Here is a 19,704-nt window from a genome sequence, read left to right as displayed (position 1 = left end):
TCGGGCGAGCGCCACGGGGGCAGTGAGCGCGGCGAGCGTGGCAGGCGCGCGCTCACCGGCAGACGGGTTGGCTTCGGACTTCGTAGTAGGCAAATGGCTGCGGCTGCAACTTGTCGGCGAGCGACGGATAGTTCGCCTGCACGAAGCGCCGCGCGCCGGCCATGTCGAAGGCGGTGCGCAGCCAGATCTGACCGTCGTGGCTGTCCAGGCCAAGCGTTCCCGCGTAGATCACGTCGCCGCGACGCACCTGCACCGTCGGCACTTTCCGTCCCTTGCAGTAGTTGAAGCGATAGCTGTTGTCGGCCGGGGTGAATTCGATCGGCCCGAAACGCTCGTTGCGCATGAGGGGCGAGACCCGCATCGCAATGAAGCCGCGCGTCGGCGGATTGGTGTTGAGCGTGCGGATCACCTTGTTGGCGAGAATGCCGTTGACCGTCTGCGATTCGTCGGAGAAGGTCCACGGCCCCCACGTGCTCTGCAGCGGCGTGTCGAGACCGACGATCACGAGCGCGTATTCGTCGAGGGTGTCTTCGGTGAGCGGGGGATTGGGCGGCACGCCCTTGCTCGCGCAGGCGCTCAGCAGCGCGGCGCAAGCGAGCGCCGCGAGCACGGCGGCGCGGAAAGTCGGGATGGCTGGCAACGAGGCGCTCACGCGCCGCGTGGCGGGGGAAAACCACAGGGTACGCGGTGACCTCATTGCAGCCTCCTTCTCGCGCGGCGCGCGGGGCGCCTTCGGGAACGGTACGGACGAAACTGCTGAATCGGTGAGTCGCTGAATCGGTGAATCGCTGAATCGCTGAAACTGCTGAATCGAGCCGGCGTCAGTCCTGCAGGAATCTTACCTTGACCTTGCGGCCCTTGACGCGGCCGTCGGCCAGCTTGCGCAGCGCCACGGGGGCGATGTCGCGATCCACCGCAATATACGTGAAGTTGTCGAGCACGTTGATCTTGCCGACCTGGGCGGCCGCAAATCCCGCTTCCCCGGTCAGCGCACCGAGCACGTCGCCCGGCCGGATCTTGTCCTTCCTGCCGCCGAGCATCTGAATCGTCACCATCGGCGGCAGCAGATGGCCGTCGCCTGACGGCGTGAGTTCCGAAAGCTTGTGCCACGGCACTTCTTGGCCGAGCGCAGCTTCGATGTTGCCCACGCGGCCCATCTCGTCCATGGAAGCCAGGCTGAACGCCCAGCCGTCCTCGTCGGCGCGGCCCGTGCGGCCGATGCGATGCACGTAGACCTCGGGATCGGGCGTCACGTCGACGTTGATCACCGCTTCGAGCTGGGCGATGTCGAGCCCGCGCGCGGCCACGTCCGTGGCCACCAGCACCGAGCAGCTGCGGTTGGCGAACTGGATGAGCACCTGGTCGCGCTCGCGCTGCTCGAGCTCGCCGTGCAGCATCAGCGCGTGAAAGCCTTCGGCGCGCAGCACGTCGGTGAGATCGCGGCATTGCGCGCGCGTGTTGCAAAACGCGATGGTGCTCACCGGCCGGAAGTGATCGAGAATCTGGCCGACGGCATGCAGGCGCTCCTCCTCGCGCACTTCGTAGAACCGCTGGCGGATCTTGCCGGCGTCGTGTTTTTCCTCCAGACGGATCTCGCGCGGTGTGCGCAGCAGGCGTTGTGCGAGCTTGCCGATGCCTTCGGGATACGTGGCGGAGAAGAGCAGCGTCTGGCGTGAGGCGGGCGTCTGGCGTGCGACCGTGGCGATGTCGTCGAAGAACCCCATGTCGAGCATGCGGTCGGCCTCGTCGAGTACGAGCGTCTTGAGGCCGGCAAGCGAGAGCGTGCCGCGCTCGAGGTGGTCCATGATGCGGCCCGGCGTGCCGACAACGACATGGGCGCCATGCGCCAGACTCTCGGCCTGCGGCCGCAGCGGCGAGCCGCCGCACAGCGTCAGCACCTTGATGTTGTCTTCGGCGCGGGCAATGCGTCGCACTTCCTGTGCGACCTGCTCGGCGAGCTCGCGCGTAGGGCAGAGCACGGCGGCCTGCACGGCGAAGTCGCGGGCGTCCACGCGTTGCAGCACGCCGAGCGAGAATGCGGCGGTCTTGCCGCTGCCGGTCTTGGCCTGCGCGATGATGTCGTGCCCGGCAAGGATATCGGGCAGCGACGCCTGCTGGATCGGCGTCATCGAGACGTAACCGAGCCGTGCGAGGTTCTCCTGCATGGCAGGCGAGAGCGGCAGGCTCGAGAAGGGGGCGCTGTCGTTGCGCGAATCGGTGGCTTTTGAGGTCATGCGCAATTATACCGGCCGGCCCGGCGGGGGCCGTCGTGCCGCGCGGGCGCCGGGACCATGGACCCCGGGAACGCCGGGAACGCCGGGAACGCCGGCCACGACGGGCGTGCGCGCCTGCGTCCTCGCGCACGGGGACGGGGGCAAACCGCCGTTGCCAGCGCAGGCCCGCCGGGCGTAGCATGGCTTTGCCCGTCGATGTCTCGTCCATTCCCGCAGAGGTCGCCCATGCCCGCGAATCCGGAAGAGAAAGTCCGCCAGCACATGGCGCAAGTCGTAGCGATGGCTGCCGAGCGCGCTCCCGAGGTGGCCGTGCTGTTCGAGCCCTTCGTCCTGCATTACTACGGACTGGCCGACGCGGACGACGTCGTCTCGCGAAGCGTCGCCGATCTGTATGGCGCCGCGATGGCGCACTGGCAGCTCGGGCAGAAGTTCGTCGGCGGCGAGCCGCGCATCCGCATCTACAATCCCACGCTCGATCAGCACGGCTGGCACTGCAGTCATACCGTGATCGAGATCGTCAACGACGACATGCCGTTTCTCGTCGATTCGGTCACGATGGAAATCAACCGGCAGGGCCTGGCGCTGCACTCGGCGTTTCACCCCGTCTATCGCATTCGGCGCGATCCCTCAGGAAAACGCATTGCCGTGGTGCCGGGCGCCGGGCTGCGGCGCGCGAGCGCCGGCGCGGACGTAGAGGCGAAGGTGGAGGCGAAGGTGGAGGCGAAGGTGGGGGCGAAGGTGGGCGCGAAGGAGGTGGGCGCGAAGGTAAGCGCGCTGCTGGCCGCGGCCGAATCCGGCGAGCCTGGGGTGTCCGAGATGTCCGAGGTGCCGCAGGCGCCGCAGGTGCCGGGGCAGTCGGCAGCGTTGGCGAGCGCCGGCGACGATGGGCACGCCGGCGCGGGCGGGGCGGGGGCCGATGGCAGCCGCTTCGAGTCCTACATCCATATCGAGGTCGACCGTTTCTCCGAACCCGAGCGCATCCAGGCGCTCGCCGACGGACTGCGGCGGGTGCTGGGTGACGTGCGCGCCGCGGTCGACGACTGGCGGGCCATGCAGGCGGCGGCCCACGCGGCAATCGAGTCGCTTGCCGAGCACGCCGCACACCCGGGCGTGAGCGAGCAGGAGCGAACGGAAATCGACGAGGCACAGGCGTTCCTCGACTGGATGCTGGCGCGGCACTTCACGTTCCTCGGCTATCGCGACTACGAACTGGTCGAGCGCGACGGCGAGCATTACCTGCAGGGCGTGACGGGCACCGGCCTCGGCGTGCTGCGTGAATCGCGCCGCGACACCTCGACGCCCGACGTCACGAGACTCTCGCCGGGCGCCATCGGCATCGTGCGGGCGAGCGCGCCGATCTTTCTGACGAAGGCCAACTCGCGCGCGACCGTCCACCGCCCCGGCTATCTCGATTACGTGGGCGTGAAACGCTTCGACGCGCAGGGCCGCGTGTGCGGCGAGCGCCGCTTCCTCGGCCTTTACACGTCCACCGTGTACATGGTGCCGGCCGAAGAGATTCCGCTCGTGCGCCGCAAGGTCGCCGAAGTGATCGAGCGCACCGGCTTCCTGCCGAACGGGCATCTGGCCAAGACGCTCGTCACGATCCTGGAGCAGTACCCGCGCGACGAGCTGTTTCAGATCGACGTCGATCAGCTCGCCGACATTGCGCTGGGCATTCTGCGCTTGCAGGAGCGCCAGCGCACGCGGCTCTTCGTGCGGCGCGACCGCTTCGACCGCTATGTCTCCTGCCTGGTGTTCGTGCCGCGCGAGAAATTCAACACCGACCTGCGCGTGCGCGTGCAGAACCTGTTGCAGGCGGCCTATCGCGGCACGAGCGTGGAGTTCACGCCGCAGCTCTCCGAGTCGATGCTCGCGCGCATTCACATCACCGTGCGCACCGAGCCCGGCCAGGTGCCTGACGTGGATGTCGGCGAGCTCGAGGCGCGCATCGTCGAGACGGCCCGTCGCTGGCAGGACGACTTGTCCGACGCGTTGCGCGAGCAGTTCGGGGAGGAGCGCGGCACGCGCGCGCTGCGACGCTACGCGCAGGCCTTCCCGGCGGGTTATCGCGAGGACTATGCCGCCCGCGTCGCGGTGCGTGACGTCGAACTGATCGAGCCGCTGCTCGATGGTGCGTCGGCCGCGCCTGTCGGATCAACGGCGCCCTCTTCGCCCTCTTCGCCCCCGTCGCCCCCGTCCCCGACGCTGGCCATGCAACTCTATCGGCCGCTGGAAGCCGCGCCGGGCACCCTGCGCTTCAAAATCTATCAGGCGGGCGAGCCGATCGCGCTCTCGCGCAGCCTGCCGATGCTCGAGCACCTCGGCGTGCGCGTGAACGACGAACGGCCTTATCGCATCGAGCCCGCGGGCGCCGGCGTCGTCTGGATGCACGACTTCGGCATGTCCAGTCTCGACGGGGCCGACGTCGATCTGGAGCACGCCCGCTCGCGCTTCGAGGAGGCGTTCGCCCGCATCTGGGCGGGCGACGTCGAGAACGACGACCTCAACCGCCTGGTGTTGCAGGCCGGATTGACGTGGCGCGAAGTACGTATTCTGCGCGCCTACGCGAAGTACATCCGCCAGGTCGGCTCGACCTTCAGCAACGCGTACATCGAAAGTGCGCTCACAGGCAACCCGTCGATTGCCGGCATGCTGGTGCGGCTGTTCCTCGCGCGCTTCGATCCTGCCCTGGGCGAGGAGGCCCGGGCGTCGCACGCCGAGCGTCTGCGCGGGCAGATCCACGCGGCGCTGGAAGACGTGCCGAACCTCGACGAGGACCGCATCCTGCGCCAGTTCCTCGGCGTGCTCGAGGCGACGCTGCGCACCAACTACTTCCAGCCGGACAAGGGCGGCCTCACGCAAAAGCCTTATTTGTCGTTCAAGTTCGATCCGTCCAAAGTGCCGGGCCTGCCCGAACCGAAGCCGATGTTCGAGATCTGGGTGTATTCGCCGCGCGTCGAGGGCGTGCATCTGCGCGGCGGCCGCGTGGCGCGCGGCGGGCTGCGCTGGTCGGACCGGCGCGAGGACTTCCGCACCGAAGTGCTCGGTCTGGTGAAGGCGCAGATGGTGAAGAACACCGTGATCGTGCCGGTAGGCTCGAAGGGCGGTTTCGTGGTGAAGCAGCCACCGTCGCAGGCCGATCGCGACGCCTATCTCGCCGAAGGCGTGGCGTGCTACCAGACCTTCCTGCGAGGGCTGCTCGACCTCACCGACAACTACGTCGACGGCCAGCTCGTGGCGCCGCCGAACACCGTGCGCGTCGACGGCGACGATCCGTACCTCGTCGTGGCCGCCGACAAGGGCACCGCCACCTTCTCCGACTACGCGAACGCCATCTCGGCCGAATACGGCTTCTGGCTGGGCGACGCGTTCGCCTCCGGCGGCTCGGTCGGCTACGACCACAAGAAGATGGGCATCACGGCGCGCGGCGCCTGGGAGTCGGTCAAGCGGCACTTCAGCGAGATGGGCGTGGACACGCAGACGCAGGACTTCACCGTGGTCGGCATTGGCGACATGTCGGGCGACGTCTTCGGCAACGGCATGCTGCTCTCGAAGCACATCCGGCTCATGGCGGCGTTCGATCACCGGCACATCTTCCTCGATCCGTCGCCCGACGCCGCCAGTTCGTTTGCCGAGCGCGAGCGCCTGTTCCGACTGCCGCGCAGCAGCTGGGCCGATTACGATCCGCAGCGCATTTCAGCGGGCGGCGGCGTGTTTGCCCGCGCCGCGAAGGTCATCGCGCTCTCGCCGCAAGTGCGTGAATGGCTCGGTGTCGAGGCGACCGAGATGGCGCCCAACGACCTGTTGCGCGCATTGCTCACGGCGCCCGTCGATCTGCTCTACAACGGCGGTATCGGCACTTATGTGAAGGCGAGCACCGAAACGCACGCGCAGGTGGGCGATCGCGCCAACGACGGCCTGCGCGTGAACGGTTCGGACTTGCGCTGCAAGGTGGTGGCCGAGGGCGGCAATCTCGGGCTCACGCAGCTCGGGCGCATCGAGTACGCGCAACGCGGCGGCCGCATCAATACCGACGCCATCGACAACTCGGCCGGCGTCGACTGCTCGGATCACGAGGTCAACATCAAGATTCTGCTGGGCCTGGTGGTGACCGATGGCGAGATGACGCTCAAGCAGCGCAACGCGCTGCTCGCCGAGATGACGGAGGAGGTCGGCGCGCTCGTGCTGCGCGACAACTATCTGCAAACGCAGGCGCTGTCGCTCGGGCGTTTGCACGCGGCGGCGTCGCTCGACGGCGAGGCGCGCTTCATGCGGTATCTGGAGCGGGCGCAGCGGCTCTCGCGCGCGATCGAGTTCCTTCCGGACGACGAGGCGCTCGATGCACGCCGCACGGCAGGCGCCGGGCTCACGTCGCCCGAGCGCGCGGTGCTCATGGCCTACAGCAAGATGTGGCTGTACGACGTGTTGCTCGAGAGCGATTTGCCCGATGCGGCGTTCGTGGCGGAGGACTTGCCGTCGTACTTCCCCACGCCGCTGGCAAGCCGTTGCGGCGCGGCAATGCTGCGCCACCCGCTCAGGCGCGAGATCCTCGCGACCATGCACGCGAATGCGCTCGTGAATCGGGCGGGCGTGACGTTCGTGCACCGGCTGAGCGAGGAGACGGGCGCCGAGCCCGCGGACGTCGTGCGCGCCAGTCTGGCCGCGCGCGGCGCGTATGGCCTGGACGCCCTGTGGCTCGAGATCGACGCGCTCGACGCGAAGATCTCGCACGAGACGCAGGCGGCGCTTTTCGCGGCCATGTCGCAGTGGCACGAGCAGGCAACGTTGTGGTTCCTGCGCAGGCGCCTGACAGACGTGCCGCAAACCGTGGAGCGCCTGCGCGGCGTGCTCGATCCGCTCCTGCCGGCGCTCGATACGCTGGTGAGCGGCGAGGCGGCGGACGAAGCGCACGCGCGTCGCCAGCGCCTGATCGACGCGGGCGTGCCGGCCTCGCTGGCCCGGACGGCCGCGGACATTGGTGCGCGTGTGGCGCTGCTCGACATTGCCGAAGTGGCCAGTACGAGCGGTTGCGAGCCGGCACTGGCCGCGCAGGTGTACTTCGCGCTCGACGGACCGCTCGGCTACGCCTGGCTGCATGCCGGCGTGCTCGGCTTGCCGATGCTCTCGCACTGGCAGCGGCTCGCGCGCGCGACCTTGCTCGAGGAGTTGTCGGCGCTGCGAAGACGCCTCACCGCGAGCGTGCTGGCGTTGCGCGAGGAGGGCGGCGACGGCGCGCCCCCCGGGGCGCAGGCCGCCGACATGAGCCCGGCGGCACGACGCGTCGCGCGCTGGCAACTCGTGCACGCCGATGCGCTCGCTCGCTACCACCGCGTGCTCTCGGACCAGATGTCGGCGGGCAACGCCGATCTCGCGATGCTCTCGGTGAGCCTCAAGGCGCTCGCGGAACTCGGGCGGTGAGCCGGCGCCCCCGTCAACCGGTCGCCGCGGGCGAGCAGGGACGAGCAGGGACGGGCAGGGACGGGCAGGGACGGGCAGGGACGGGCAGGGACGGGCAGGGACGGGCAGGGACGGGCAGGGACACGATGTCGCCGCGTAGGCGCGGGCGGCCGTCATTTCTTAAGCGTTTACACAAAAGACGCGAAACGGCGTATCATCCGGGAAAACCCTAGGATTGAGTCGAATCGTGCGAACGCTTGCCCGTCGCGCGGCGCGGCGCGTCCTGGGGTTTCGTCGATTCCTCATCCCTCTGCAAATGCCCAACGAAACCCGCCCTGCGAACGGTCAGTTCGCCACGACGTTGCAGATCGTCTCCACCGTCTTCTTCACGTTCCTCTGCTACCTCACGATCGGCCTGCCGCTTGCGGTACTGCCCTCGTTCGTGCATGTCGATCTCGCATACAGCTCGGTGATCGCAGGCCTGGCGATCAGCATGCAGTATCTGGCCACGCTGCTCTCGCGTCCCTACGCCGGACGCACGGCCGACGCCTGGGGGCCGAAGCGCACGGTGCTGTGCGGGCTCGTGGCTTGCGGCGCGTCGGGATTGCTCGTGGCGTTGGGCGGCGTGTTTTCCGGCGTGCCCTGGCTGGCGCTCGCGGCGCTGATCCTCGGCCGCCTGGTGCTCGGCTTCGGTGAGAGCTGGGTGTCGACGGGCGCCATCATGTGGGGCATCGGACAAGTGGGTTCCGGTCATACCGCACGCGTGATCTCGTGGAACGGGGTGGCCACCTACGGCGCGCTGGCCCTCGGCGCGCCGCTGGGCGTGGCGATCGACAGCGCATATGGTATCGAAGCGCTGGGCGGCACGATCGCGCTGGCAGGCGTGCTCGGTCTCGTGCTGGCGCGCATGAAGCGGGCGACGCCGGTCATTCATGGCGAGCGGCTGGCATTTCGCGCGGTGCTCGGCCGGGTATGGCCGTTCGGCACGGGCCTGGCGCTCGGCTCGATCGGCTTCGGCGCGATCTCCACGTTCATTACGCTCTACTACGCGAGCCACCATTGGGACAACGCGGCACTGGCGCTGAGCGCGTTCGGGTTGTGCTTCATGGGAGTGCGCCTGCTGCTGGGCGGCAGCATCGCGCGCTTCGGCGGCTATCGCGTGGCCATGGCGTCGTTCGCCCTCGAGGCTTTCGGACTCATCGTGCTGGGCGTTGCACCGACCGGCTTCACGGCGCTGCTCGGTGCGGCTCTCTCGGGCGCGGGCTTCTCGCTGGTGTTTCCGTCGCTGGGCGTGGCAGCGGTCAATCTCGTGCCGGCGCAGAACCGCGGCGCGGCGCTGGGCGCGTACTCCGTTTTCCTCGACGTCGCGCTGGGCGTGACGGGGCCCGTGGCCGGGCTGATCGTGGGCGCGTATGGCTACGCCGAGGTCTATCTGTGCGCTGCCGTGGCGGCCGTCGCCGCGGTGTTGCTCACGCTGTGGATGGCGCGCGGGGCCGAGCCGACCGGGCAAGCCGACGAAGCCGGTGAAGGCGACGAGGCTCGCGGGGCGCGAGAGAAAACCGTGCGCGCTGCGTGATGGTGCGTGCTGACCTGCGCAATGACGTGCGTAATGACCTGCGTGGTGTTCTGCGTGGTGCCCTGCGCGACGCCCGGGTCCATCGCACCCGATAGCACGCCGTAGCACCCCACGGCGCCCGATGGCCTTCGATAAGCCCCGCTTCAAGCGGGGTTTTTTTGTGCGGCGACGATCGCGGCGAGGCGCTTGATCAGGCCGGGGATACGCGAGGCGTCCGTGTCGCCGTAGCCGATCACCAGACCGTTGTCCGTCGGCTGCGGATCGATGGCAAAACTCGACAGCGCGCGTGGCCCCATGCCTTCGCGCTGTGCGGCGGCCACGATCGCCTTGTCCCGAAAGGCGGGGTCGAGTCGCACTGTCAGATGCAGGCCGCAGCGCTCGCCGATGACCGCGTAAGCCGGATCGAAGTGGGCGGCGAGCGCGTCGCGCAGGGCGGCCTGGCGTTCGCGATAGAGACGGCGCATGCGACCCAGGTGACGAGCGAACTGCCCGCTGCGGATAAAGTCCGCCAGCGCGAGTTGCTCGAAACGGTGGCCGCCGCGCAGGAGTTCGTCGAGCGCATCGCGCGCCTGCGTCGCGAGCGCGGTCGGCAGAATCAGGAAGCCGAGACGAAGGGCGGGGAACATCGTCTTGCTGAAGGTGCCGACGTAGACCACCGGGGCGTCCGGCACCATGCCCTGCATGGCGGCGATCGGCTCGCCCTGATGGCGGAATTCGCTATCGTAGTCGTCCTCCAGAATCCATGTGCCGTGTTGCCGCGCCTGCGCGATCAGTTCGAGACGGCGGGACGCCGAGAGCACGCTGCCCAGCGGATATTGGTGCGACGGCGTGACGTAGACGAGGCGCGGCGTGGCGCGCGCCCACAGTCCCTCCGGAATCACGACGCCCTCGTTGTCGACGCGCAGCGCCTGCACGCGAACGTCGCTGGCATGGAAGGCGGCCTTGGCGCCGCGATAGCCGGGGTCTTCCATCCACACCGTGTCGCCCGGGTCCGTGAGCAGGCGTACACACAGAATCAGCGCCTCGTGCGCGCCTTCCGTGATGACGACCTGTGCGGCATCGCAGCGCACGCCGCGCGAGATGCGCAGGTGAGCGGCGATGGCGTCGCGCAGGGCGGGTTCGCCAAGCGGGTCGCCGTAGTGGTAGTGGCGCGGCTGGGCTTCGCGCATCACGCGCTCGAGTGTGCGGCGCCAGGCGCTGGCGGGAAAGCGCGTGAGAGCCGGTACGCCAGGCGTGAACGGCAGCGGCGATTCGTCGGCGCGCGCAGCGTGCCGCGTGGCCGGCAGGCGCTGAATGCGTCGGGACGCCGGCGGCGCCGGTGTGCCGGTCGCGCCGGCCATGGGTTGTGCGGCGGCGCTCGCGCGCTGCCGGACCGCTTCGGCCGCCTCGGCGGAGATGGCGGGGTCGAGACTGAGTTGCGCGACGCGGGTGCCGAGACGATGCGCGACGATGAAGCCTTCGGCGGCGAGCTGGTCGTAGACGATGGAGACCGTGTTGCGCGAGACGGCGAGGTCTTCGGCCAGCGTGCGCGACGCCGGCAGCCGCGCGCCGGCGGGCAGGCGACCTTCGAGAATCGCGTGCTTGAGACGGGCGAGCAGTTGCTTCTGGAGCGATACGCCCCGCCCGGGCCCGGTCGTCAAGGGCGTGTCGAAGAGCGCCGCAACGTTTTGCGGCGAGACGTGGGAGCCAGAGTGCTTCGCGGCGGTGGCCATGGTGGACGCTCGGATGGTCGGGTAGTCGGATAGGCGGATAGGCGGATGATCATGGGCAGGAATGAAACGGCCTGGCACCATCAGATTCCACAATTGTGGTGCTTTTTATCGTACCACCAATGCGGTACTTTAATTGTCATGGACGACACGCAGTCCATTGCGCGATCACCGGAGACGAGGCATGACAGACGTTCCTGCATTTAACGAGTACGACCAGCCGATTGGCCCTGCATTGCCGAACTGGACGCCGCGCATGCCGCCGCCGCGCACGTCGATTCAGGGCCGGTATTGCCGCCTCGCGCCGATGGACGTCGAGCGCCATGCGAGGGAGTTGTACGAAGCATACGCGACGGCGCCCGACGGCCGCGACTGGACCTACATGTCCGGCGGTCCGTTCCCGACTTTCGACAGCTACTACGCTTACGCGACCCGGATGGCGGCCTCGGCCGACCCGTTGCACCACGTGGTGGTGGATGGCGAGACGGACAAGGCCGTGGGCACGCTGGCGTTGATGCGCGTCGACACGGCGAACGGCGTGATCGAGGTCGGGCACGTGGCGTATTCGCCATTGCTCAAGCGCACGCGGGCGGGCACCGAAGCGCAATACCTGCTGATGCGACGCGCGTTCGACGAACTGGGTTATCGCCGGTACGAGTGGAAGTGCGATGCGCTCAATGCGCCCTCGCGCCGGGCGGCAGCGCGATACGGTTTCACTTTCGAAGGCGTCTTTCGCCAGGCGATCGTGTATCGGGGCCGCAGCCGCGACACGGCGTGGTTCTCGATCACGGACGGGGAGTGGCCGGCTGTCAGCCGCGGATTCGAGCAGTGGCTCTCGCCGGAGAACTTCGACGCGCAGGGCCGGCAGCGTGCGACGCTGGCGGCGCTGATCGCAGCCGCGAGGGCGTAGGAAGAAACGAAACGGAAAAACAGAAAACAGGCAACGGAAAACGAGAAGCGGCCCGCCGGGAACCCCAGGCGGGCCGCTGTCTTTCCGGCTTCGCGATGGCGCGGGCCGCGGCAGTGCTACGGCCGGCGCGACGAGACGGTGTTCAGCCCGGGAAGAAGATGTACTTGAGCACGAACAGCACCGCGATGACCCACGCGGCCGGGTGAACTTCCTTCGCACGCCCGGTGAACAGCTTGAGCACGGCGTAGGAGATGAAGCCGAAGGCCAGACCCGTCGCGATCGAGTATGTGAACGGCATGGCCAGCGCGGTGAGCGCGGCCGGCGTGGCTTCCGTGATGTCGTCCCACTCCACGTCGAGCAGTTCGCGCAGCATCAGGCCGGCCACGTACAGCAGCGCCGGGGCGGCTGCGTAGGCAGGCACCGAACCGGCGAGCGGCGCGATGAACAGCGCGAGGACGAACAGCACGGCGATTGTGAGGGCCGTGAGGCCGGTGCGGCCGCCCGCCTGCACGCCCGAGGCGCTTTCCACGTATGCCGTGGTGCTGCTCGTGCCGAGCAGCGAGCCGATGAAAATGGCGATCGAGTCGGCGAAGAGCGCGCGGCCCAGGCCCTTGTAGTGCGTGCCTTCGAGCAGGCCGGCGCGCTTGGCCACGCCCATGAGCGTACCGGTCGCATCGAACACTTCCACCAGCACGAAAGCCAGGATCACATGCACGAAGCCGGCGTGCAGGGCGCCCGGAATGTCGAGCTGGAGGAACGTTGGCGAGAGGCTCGGCGGCATGGCGAACACGCCCTGGAACTGGTTCAGGCCGAACACCATCGACAGGACCGTCACGACCAGGATGCCGATCAGGATGGCGCCGCGAACGCGCAGTGCGTCGAGCACGGCAATCAGGAAGAAGCCGAAGATCGCCAGCAGCGCCTGCGGCGAGTGCAGGTCCCCCAGGCCGACCTTTGTCGCCGGGTTGGCCACGACCACGCCGGCGTTGCCCAGCGCGATGATCGCGAGGAACAGACCGATACCGGCGGCGATGGCGCATCGCAGCGATTTGGGAACCCCGGCGATCAGCCAGGAGCGTATGCCCGTGACGGTCAGGATGATGAACAGACACCCCGAGATGAAGACCGCGCCGAGCGCCTGTTGCCAGGTGTAGCCCATGGCGCCCACCACCGTGAAGGCGAAGAAGGCGTTGAGCCCCATGCCCGGGGCCATGCCGATCGGGTAGTTGGCCACGAACGCCATGACCACCGAGCCGATCGCGGCGGCAAGACACGTCGCCACGAACACGGCGCTCTTGTCCATGCCGGTCGTGCCCAGAATGTTGGGGTTGACGAAGATGATGTACGACATGGTGAGGAAGGTCGTGAGACCGGCCACCATTTCCGTCCGTACATTGGAGCCATGCTCCTCGAGTTTGAAGAATTTGGTCAGCAACGTGCGCTCCTTGTGACTTTGTTATGCCGTTGTCCGTGTGCAGCGGGGGCGCGCGCATTGTACTGCGGGCGCGCCCGTGCATCCGAGTTTGTCAGAACTTGGTGCGCATGCCCACCCCGAAAGTATTGCCCGCTTCCAGCCCGGACACCTTGTCGTTGAGGTAGGCGGCGTACAGGTCCGTGCGTTTGGACAGGTTGTAGTCGTAGCCGATGGCCCACGTGTTGCGGCTCGCGTTGTTCTGCCCCGAGTTCTTCGTGTAGGCATACGACGCCATGACGCTCCCACCGCCCAGCGGCACCGAGACGCCGAGCTGGCCGCCGTTGGACGACAGGTCGCCGCCGGTGATGTTGTTCCTGATGTACTGGTACTGACCGTAGAGCTTCACTACCTGGAAGTCGTAGGTCAGGCCCGCCTGCAGCGCCTGCTGGTTGCGAAAGCCGGTGATGCCGGCCTGGTCGTCGGGCACCGAGTCGAACTTCACCTGCTGATAGGCGAGCGTGGCGGCGAGCGGGCCGTGGAAGTACATCGCCGCGGCGCTCCATTTGTTCTGGCCGGTCTCGCCGGCCTTGTTGCCGAACGCGTATGAAATGCTCGCGCCCAGACCCTTGTAGTCGGGCGTGGCGTACATCACCGCGTTGCTCCAGCCCGAGTCGCCCACGATGCCCTGGCCGGCCAGGCCCAGGAACGTGTGGTAGACCATCGGGCTGAACGTATAGGAGTCGACGAACGGGTTGAAGAGAATCGTCGAGACGAAATACGACGTGGTCAGGCGACCCATCGTAACCGTGCCCAGCGTATTCGATTGCAGGCCGACGTATGCGTTGCGCGAGAAGAAGCTGTCGCCGGTGAAGCGGCCGTAGCGACCGCTTTGCGGCAGGAAGAAGTCTTCCAGCGTGAAAACGGCCTTGAGGCCGCCGCCCAGGTCCTCCGAGCCCTTCATCCCCCAGTACGACGTGGACATGCCGCCACCGCCCTGGGTCCATGCGCGTTCGCCGCCCGGCGCCTTGGCGGCGCCGACCCAGGCGTCCACCTGGCCGTAGAGCGATACGTTCGATGGTGCGTGGTTCGATTGTGCGTGCGCGACGCCCGCCGCGCCGCAAACCGCGAGGGCGAGCGCGCCTCGCAGCCAACCTGCTGCCTTGCTCATGAATGTGTCTCCGTCTCGTTTTGATTGTGCGTGCCTCTGGACTTCTCTTTTCACCGAAGAGTGCAAGGGGCACGCCTGAGTCATTGACACACTGACTTCGCTTTGCGCGGTTATCGGTGCTGCATTGAGGCGTGATTATTATTATCAACGCGTGACGTGCGGCATATCACCGAAGGCTGATACTCGGTATTCCGTTGCGGGTGTCACACTTCTGGGGTTAACACCGTGGCTTTCCCGCGGCTTCGCCGATGCGGGCCTGGTGCGAGGACGCGGCGATCACCGAATGGCGCGCCAGTCGGCGCGATGCGCCGCGAGCCAATGCTCGGCAAGCTTCGGATCGCCGTGGCGGTTCGGATGGAACGACGGCCGGAGGTATTTCAGCATCGGCCCAGTGCAGCGCCAGACCACGCCGTCGCGTCCGAAGAACATCGTGGCGAAGCCCCACCACGTGCGGGGCTTGAACAGCGTACCGTCGTGCCAGAGGTTGTTGATGGTCTGCGCATGGCTTTCCACGGCGAACATGAAAAGCACGTAAAGATACGTGAGCACGCGCTGCCGCTCGCTGCCGCCGAGCGCGCGATAGAGATCGAACGCCACGGCCTTGTGCTCGGTTTCCTCGGCGGCGTGCCAGCGCCACATCAGGCGCATCTTCGGCTCGGCCTTCGCCAGCCAGCGCTCGTAGCGAAGCGCGCCGTCGCCGAACACCGCCGTGCAATGCTCATAGGCGGCTGTCACCGCGAGCATGTACATCGGCGAGAGCTTGCGGCGCTTCGCCCAGCGGATGCGCGCCGTGGCCCAGTTCTCCCAATGGTTGACGAGTCCCTGCCGGGCGAGCTGCGCGTTGTACTGACCGTGCAGATGCCGATGCGTGGCTTCCTGTCCGATGAACTGCGCAATGTCGGCGCGCAACCCGTCGTAGCGCGCATCGTCGGGCAGCGCATCCATCGCGTCGCGCACGGAATCGATAAAGGACTGCTCGCCGACGGGAAAGCTCATCGACAGCGCGTTGTAATACATCGATCGGTACGCGTCCCCGCTGTGCCAGTGGCGATCGAAGCCACTGGCGAGATCGACGCTCAGCTTGCGCACCGTCAGGGCAGACGTGTCGTTGCTCATGGCGATTTACCTCTTCGGCCAGGGGCGGAAATTCCGCGCCGCTTGAATTTGGTTGCGAATGTGAGCATTATTCATTTTTCAGGCGCTTTGCCGCAACTCGCTTCCCGCTCAGTTTTTCGCCATGTCCACCGCCAAGCCGACCGTCGCCCCGAACGCCTCGTCCACCATGCGAAAGCGCCCGATGCAGGCCCGCGCGCAGCACACCGTCGAGACCATTTTCGAGGCCACCGCTCAGATTCTCGACGAAGAAGGCGAGACGGCGCTGACGACCAACCGCATCGCCAGGAAAGCGGGATTCTCGATCGGCACGCTGTATCAGTACTTCCCCACGAAAGAGGCCATTCTGCTCGCGATGATCGCGCGCGAGCGACGTCGCGTGATGGACGAACTCAACGAGCGCATCGCGCGGGCGGCGCAGGAGGGCGCCGATCCCGAGCGAGTCATTCGCGAACGCCTGCGCGTGCTGATCGAGGCGTTTGGCGCAGGCGGGCGCGTGAAGCGCTCGCTCATCAAGATGGCCTGGCAGCTCGACCATCACGAGAACATCATGCAGGCCATGCGCGAGGCGTCCGAGCACATTGCCGTGGCAATGGCGCGACGCGACGCGCCGGAGATGCGAGCCCCGAGCGCAGCCACCGTCTTCGTGCTCACGCGTGCCGTCATGGGCACGCTGCGCTCGGCGGCACTCGAAGACTCGCCGCTGCTCGGCACGCCGGAGTTCGAGGACGAGTTGTACCGCCTGTGCTGGGGACTCTTGCGTGCCGATGGCTGACACGGCTCGTCGGGTGCGCGCACAGCGCGGGCCACGGGGCGCACGATGCTCTAACGCACCTTGCGTAACGCAAAAGCCGTGGCTAGAATGCGAACTGATTTCTGGCATGCGGCGGCGAATTCCGTCAATGCCACGTAAGCGTTCACGTCAACCAACGCATTCTCCGCGACAGCGGCCGGTGGTCCGGCACGTCGATCGAGGAGCGTGCGTTCGCTGGTGAACCGCCGGGCTGCCCAATCAGCGCTTGACCCGGTGCCCTGCGCGCCACGCGCGCCTCGTCCATCCGACTTGCCTTTTCCGTCCACGCTTTCGTCGCGGTTGTCCGATCGCCGGTCTGCGTCGCGCGTGTCGTTCGCAATGCGCCTTCGGGTCTCATCGGTCTGCCGAGGACCGCTTGGTGCCTGGTGCGTCGCGCCGACGCCTGCGCGTTTGCCGGCCCAAAAGGGAGTCTTCTCTCATGTCGTCTACTGCTGCACCCGCGCAACCCGCGGCCCCTGTCACGCCTGCCGCGTCCGCCAACGCCACCGCGTTGCTGGTGCGTTTTTCCGCCAACGTCTTTCTCGCATGCCTGACCATCGGCATGTCGCTCTCGGTCGTGCCGCTGTTCGTGCACGACACGCTCGGCTATCACAACGTCATCGTCGGCTTTGCCGTGGGCATCCAGTCGCTCGCGACCGTGCTCACACGCAAGTTCGCGGGGCGCACCGCCGACCAGCGCGGCGCACGCGTCGCGCTCATGCGAGGGCTGCTGTTCGTCGGCCTGTCCGGCATCGCGATGTTCGCGACGAGCCTCGTTGCGCTCGCGCCCGCACCTCGCCTCGGGGCGCTCACGATCTCGCGGCTGCTGCTCGGCGTAGGCGAGAGCCTGTGCATCACCGGCACGTTGACGTGGGCCATCGGCTGCCTGGGCGCTCCGCAATCAGGACGCGTCATGTCATGGACCGGCGCTGCGGTCTTCGGCGGCTTCGCCGTCGGCGCGCCGCTCGGTCTGGCGCTATACGGCAGCACGTCGCTCACCGGCGTGGCCGTGCTCATCGCGCTGCTGCCGCTCGTCGGCCGGGCGGTCGTGGCGCGCATTCCCGCTGTCGCGCCGGCGCATCAGGCGGGTGGCGCGCTGCCGTACTCGCAGGTGCTGCGCATCGTCTTCCTGCCGGGGCTCGCGCTCGCGCTGCAAGGCGTGGGGTTCGCCGTGGTCGGCGCATTCGTGGTGCTGTACTTCGATGCGTCGCGTTGGCAAGGCGCCGCGCTTGCACTGTCCGCGTTCGGGCTGGCCTTCGTGCTGCTGCGTCTGATCGGCGGCCGCTGGCCCGAGCGTTTGGGCAACCTGCGGGTGGCGCAAGCTTCGCTCGGCGTCGAAGCGATCGGTCTGCTGCTCGTCTGGCAAGCGCCGGTGGCGTGGCTGGCGCTGCTCGGCACCGCGCTTGCCGGAGCCGGGGCGTCGCTGATCTTTCCGTCGCTCGGCATCGAGGTCGTCAAGCGCGCCCCGGCGGCGAGCCGCGGCACGAGTCTGGGCACCTATGCGGCGTTCCAGGACGTGGCGATCCTGCTGACCGGCCCGCTCGCCGGCGCCGTTGCGAACCCGTTCGGTTATCGCGCCGTGTTCCTGTGCGGCGCGCTCGCGGCTGTCGCGGGCGTGCTGGTGGTGCTCGCGCTACGCGCGCGCCGTCGGTGACAGGCGCCGGACAACGCTTTGCTGCCGCGCGCTGTCTGTCTGTGTCGCCGAGCCAGCGCGAATCGACATGATGTTCCGGATGCAGCGCTCTCCTATGGTTTACAATCGCGTCGGCCTCCCAACAACAAAAGGGGATGGCAGGGTGAGAAACGTCGCGTAACCCGCCTGTGGGCGGGACGAGACGTCCGGAGACAGTGCTCCGGACTCCGCGTGATCGATTCCCGTACAGCGGGAATCGTGAGGTCTTCCAGAGCGGTCGAGTGGGTAAGGCAGCGTGATCGGTGCGAGTGGTCCGGAGGCAGTGTTGCAGTCGTGATTCTGGCTGCGCAGGCAGCCGAGGTTCAAAGTGGAGACCATGAGTACTATCGCTAGCGGTACCCGACCCAACGCGCACGCGAGCGCCATCGAGGCGCGCGCCTACGCGAAAGCGACCTGGCGTTTGTTGCCGTTCCTTTTCCTGTGCTATGTCGCGGCCTATCTGGACCGCGTCAACGTCGGCTTCGCGAAGCTGCAGATGCTGAGCGACCTCCAGTTCAGCGAGACCGTGTACGGTCTGGGCGCGGGCATCTTCTTCATCGGCTACTTCTTCTTCGAGGTGCCGAGCAACATCATCATGCACAAGGTCGGTGCGCGCCGCTGGATCGCGCGCATCATGATCTCGTGGGCCGTGCTCTCGGCCGCCACGCTGTTCGTGACGACGCCCACGCAGTTCTATATCGTGCGGTTCCTGCTCGGTGTGGCCGAGGCGGGTTTCTTCCCCGGCATCGTGCTGTATCTGACCTACTGGTTCCCGGCGCAGCGCCGTGGCCGCATGAATGCGCTGTTCATGATCGGCATTCCCATCGCGGGCGTGTTCGGCGGTCCCCTCTCGGGCTGGATTCTCGCCGCGTTCAATGGCGTGGGCGGCTGGGCGGCCTGGCAGTGGCTGTTCTTCATCGAAGCGGTTCCGTCGGTCATTCTCGGTGTGATCACGCTGATGTACCTGCCCAACGGCATTCGAGCGGCCTCGTGGCTGACCGAAGAAGAAAAGGCGGTGCTCGAGTACAACATTGCGCAGGACGGCGCCGGCAAGGCGCAGCATTCGGTGGCGTCGGTCTTTGCCAACGCGCACGTGTGGAAGATGGCGGTGATCTACTTCTGCTGCATGATGGGCCTCTACGGCATCGGCTTCTATCTGCCGACGCTCATCAAGGCAAGCGGCGTGAAGAGCGCGCTCGACGTGGGGTTGCTGACCGCGATCCCGTATGCCTGCGCGGTCGGGAGCATGATTGCCGTGGCGCGCAGCTCGGACCGCACGGGCGAGCGCCGCTGGCACTTCGCCGTGGTGTCGATGGCCGGCGCGGTGGGCCTGTACCTGAGCACCGTGTGGGGCAACAACGTGCCGCTCGCGATGGTCGCGCTGTCGGTCGGCACGGCCGGCATGCTCGCCACGATGCCGGTGTTCTGGACGTATCCGAGTGCGCTGCTGGTGGGCGGCTCGGCCGCGGCGGCCATCGGCATGATCAACTCGATCGGCAACCTGGCCGGCTTCGTGAGCCCGTTCATCATCGGCTGGCTCAAGGACGTGACGCAAAGCACCAACGCCGGCATGTACTGCGTGTCGGCCGCCCTTGCACTGGGCGCCGTGCTGGCGCTCACGCAATCGAAGGCGCAGGTCAATCGCTGAAGCCCGCGCGTGCGGTGCATCGCGCGCTCTGACGGAGTCGCAGCGCGATATATCGCCGCACGGTGGTGAA

At 67.4% G+C, this 19,704-nt stretch carries 12 protein-coding genes; 6 read left to right on the top strand and 6 right to left on the bottom strand.

From position 1 onward, the window contains the following. Window positions 1–52: 52 nt before the first annotated feature. Window positions 53–697 carry a hypothetical protein gene (locus tag PNO31109_RS08540; protein ID WP_150555184.1) on the bottom strand — a complete coding sequence of 215 codons (645 nt, stop codon included), beginning with the start codon at window positions 695–697 and terminating at the stop codon, window positions 53–55. Between the two features lie 124 nt (window positions 698–821). Next, window positions 822–2,234, bottom strand: a complete 1,413-nt coding sequence (gene dbpA / locus PNO31109_RS08535; RefSeq protein WP_150555183.1) for an ATP-dependent RNA helicase DbpA — start codon at window positions 2,232–2,234, stop codon at window positions 822–824. Between the two features lie 225 nt (window positions 2,235–2,459). Here dbpA and PNO31109_RS08530 point away from each other — a divergent pair, with 225 nt between their 5' ends. Further along, entirely contained in the window at window positions 2,460–7,652 is a 5,193-nt protein-coding gene (locus PNO31109_RS08530) for an NAD-glutamate dehydrogenase (RefSeq protein WP_244958147.1), read from the top strand. A gap of 295 nt (window positions 7,653–7,947) precedes the next feature. After that, complete coding sequence (locus tag PNO31109_RS08525; RefSeq protein WP_150555181.1) at window positions 7,948–9,207, top strand: MFS transporter; 1,260 nt, start codon at window positions 7,948–7,950, stop codon at window positions 9,205–9,207. A gap of 143 nt (window positions 9,208–9,350) precedes the next feature. Here the strand turns inward: PNO31109_RS08525 and pdxR are convergent, their stop codons facing one another. Next, window positions 9,351–10,919 carry a MocR-like pyridoxine biosynthesis transcription factor PdxR gene (gene pdxR, locus PNO31109_RS08520; RefSeq protein WP_150555180.1) on the bottom strand — a complete coding sequence of 523 codons (1,569 nt, stop codon included), beginning with the start codon at window positions 10,917–10,919 and terminating at the stop codon, window positions 9,351–9,353. Between the two features lie 181 nt (window positions 10,920–11,100). Here pdxR and PNO31109_RS08515 point away from each other — a divergent pair, with 181 nt between their 5' ends. Next, the gene (locus PNO31109_RS08515; RefSeq protein ID WP_150555179.1) at window positions 11,101–11,826 is read left to right on the top strand and encodes a GNAT family N-acetyltransferase; all 726 of its coding nucleotides are present in this window, start codon (window positions 11,101–11,103) and stop codon (window positions 11,824–11,826) included. 142 nt (window positions 11,827–11,968) lie between these two features. On the opposite strand, the gene PNO31109_RS08510 is transcribed toward PNO31109_RS08515, so the two are convergent. The 3 genes from PNO31109_RS08510 to PNO31109_RS08500 all read right to left on the bottom strand — a co-directional run bounded on the left by PNO31109_RS08510 (window position 11,969) and on the right by PNO31109_RS08500 (window position 15,524). Next, window positions 11,969–13,261 (bottom strand): NCS2 family permease, encoded by a 1,293-nt coding sequence (locus PNO31109_RS08510; RefSeq protein ID WP_150555178.1) that lies wholly within the window; start codon window positions 13,259–13,261, stop codon window positions 11,969–11,971. A gap of 91 nt (window positions 13,262–13,352) precedes the next feature. Beyond that, window positions 13,353–14,408, bottom strand: coding sequence for a porin (locus PNO31109_RS08505; RefSeq protein ID WP_150555177.1), 1,056 nt, complete (start codon window positions 14,406–14,408; stop codon window positions 13,353–13,355). A gap of 276 nt (window positions 14,409–14,684) precedes the next feature. Then, window positions 14,685–15,524, bottom strand: a complete 840-nt coding sequence (locus PNO31109_RS08500; protein WP_150555176.1) for a metal-dependent hydrolase — start codon at window positions 15,522–15,524, stop codon at window positions 14,685–14,687. 121 nt (window positions 15,525–15,645) lie between these two features. On the opposite strand from PNO31109_RS08500, the gene PNO31109_RS08495 reads away from it, so the two are divergent. The 3 genes from PNO31109_RS08495 to PNO31109_RS08485 all read left to right on the top strand — a co-directional run bounded on the left by PNO31109_RS08495 (window position 15,646) and on the right by PNO31109_RS08485 (window position 19,634). After that, the gene (locus PNO31109_RS08495; RefSeq protein WP_241014163.1) at window positions 15,646–16,296 is read left to right on the top strand and encodes a TetR/AcrR family transcriptional regulator; all 651 of its coding nucleotides are present in this window, start codon (window positions 15,646–15,648) and stop codon (window positions 16,294–16,296) included. Window positions 16,297–16,753: 457 nt separating this feature from the next. Beyond that, the gene (locus tag PNO31109_RS08490) at window positions 16,754–17,968 is read left to right on the top strand and encodes an arabinose transporter (protein WP_150555175.1); all 1,215 of its coding nucleotides are present in this window, start codon (window positions 16,754–16,756) and stop codon (window positions 17,966–17,968) included. A 355-nt stretch (window positions 17,969–18,323) separates the two neighbouring features. Further along, a complete protein-coding gene (locus PNO31109_RS08485) occupies window positions 18,324–19,634 on the top strand; it encodes an MFS transporter (protein WP_150555174.1) in 1,311 nt (436 codons plus the stop codon). The last annotated feature ends 70 nt before the right edge of the window (window positions 19,635–19,704 follow it).

It is taken from the genome of Pandoraea nosoerga (genome assembly GCF_902459585.1).
In the GTDB taxonomy this organism is placed as follows: Bacteria; Pseudomonadota; Gammaproteobacteria; order Burkholderiales; family Burkholderiaceae; genus Pandoraea; species Pandoraea nosoerga.
Note: the sequence above shows the minus strand (reverse complement) of the source record. Positions and strands in the feature narration are given on the sequence as shown.